Below are 1,096 nucleotides of genomic sequence, written 5' to 3'. Positions count from 1 at the left end.
CCGGCGGCGGTTCAACCCGAGGTGGGCCAGGTGGCGGCTGACGGTGCGCACCGAAATCCTGGTGCCCTCTGCGGACAATTCCAGGGCGATCCGTCGGGACGACCACTTCTTGTCGCGGCGCAGCGTCTCGATCCGCGTCACCATCTCGGCCGGGGTGGCGGTGGGCTGGTGGTGCGGGGTGCTCGGGCGGTCGAGCAGTCCGAGTTCCCCGAACTCGCGATAGTGGTTCACCCACTTGCTCGCGCAGGCACCGGAAATGCCCATTTCGGCGGCGACGTGGGCGATGGGACGGGTCTGGCACCGCTCGACGAGTCGGCGGCGACCTTCAACGGACAGCGGGGCATCACGGCACCTCTCTGTGTCAAGTGGGAACCTGTGTGCGGGTTGTAGAGTTGCCTGTGGTGGGTCCGGGAAGTGACTGATCCGAAGTGCCGGTGTGCGGGGTGTCAGCCGGCCGCCCAGGACATGAGAGCCGCCCCCGACTGTCCTCCCAGGATCTGCCGCTAGCGCCGTTGCCGCATCGCGGAGAAGCTCGGTAGACGACATCGGACAGCCTTCTTTTCAGGCAGCGCAACGCTTCCCTGTGGCTCTTGCCGGCTTCTCTTTTTCGTCGGTAATAGGCGCGGCCGGGGGTGTCTCGGCTGATCTGGGTGATGGCCATGGTGTGCAGGCAGCAGTTCAATTGCCGGTCGCCGGCGCGGGAGAGACGGTGCCGGATGACGTCGCCGGAGGACGCCTCGATCGGAGCGGTGCCGGTATATGAGGCGAACGCGGCCGCGGACCGGAACCGGTGGATCGATCCGACCCGGGCGACGATCTTGCCCGCGGTCAGGGTCCCGATCCCGCACAGCTCGATCAGTGAGCTGCCGGATTCGGCGACTGCAGCTTCGATGTCGCTGGCGGCCTTGGAGATCCGCCGGTCAAGTTGTCGCACCTCGGAGATCAGATCCACCGCCAGTCCGCGAAGTGTTCTATCGGCGACGTCGCGGGGACGCACCCGGCGCAGCATTTGGGCTGCCCGGTCGGCGCTCAGTCCGCGGGGAGCGCCCGCAGGGATCAGGTGGGTGAGCACGACGTGGAGCCGATTGACGGTTTG

2 protein-coding genes are annotated in these 1,096 nt (G+C 67.2%); both read right to left on the bottom strand.

What is annotated here, in order from left to right:
- The coding region (locus CA951_RS42100) for a helix-turn-helix domain-containing protein (protein WP_143543221.1) at window positions 1-336 on the bottom strand (336 nt) is incomplete at its 3' end.
- A 25-nt stretch (window positions 337-361) separates the two neighbouring features.
- A partial coding sequence (locus CA951_RS42095) for a transposase (protein ID WP_256974320.1) occupies window positions 362-1,096 on the bottom strand: 735 nt, incomplete at its 5' end.

This window comes from Rhodococcus sp. NCIMB 12038, from assembly GCF_002165735.1.
Classification (GTDB): Bacteria; Actinomycetota; Actinomycetes; order Mycobacteriales; family Mycobacteriaceae; genus Rhodococcus_F.
Note: the sequence above shows the minus strand (reverse complement) of the source record. Positions and strands in the feature narration are given on the sequence as shown.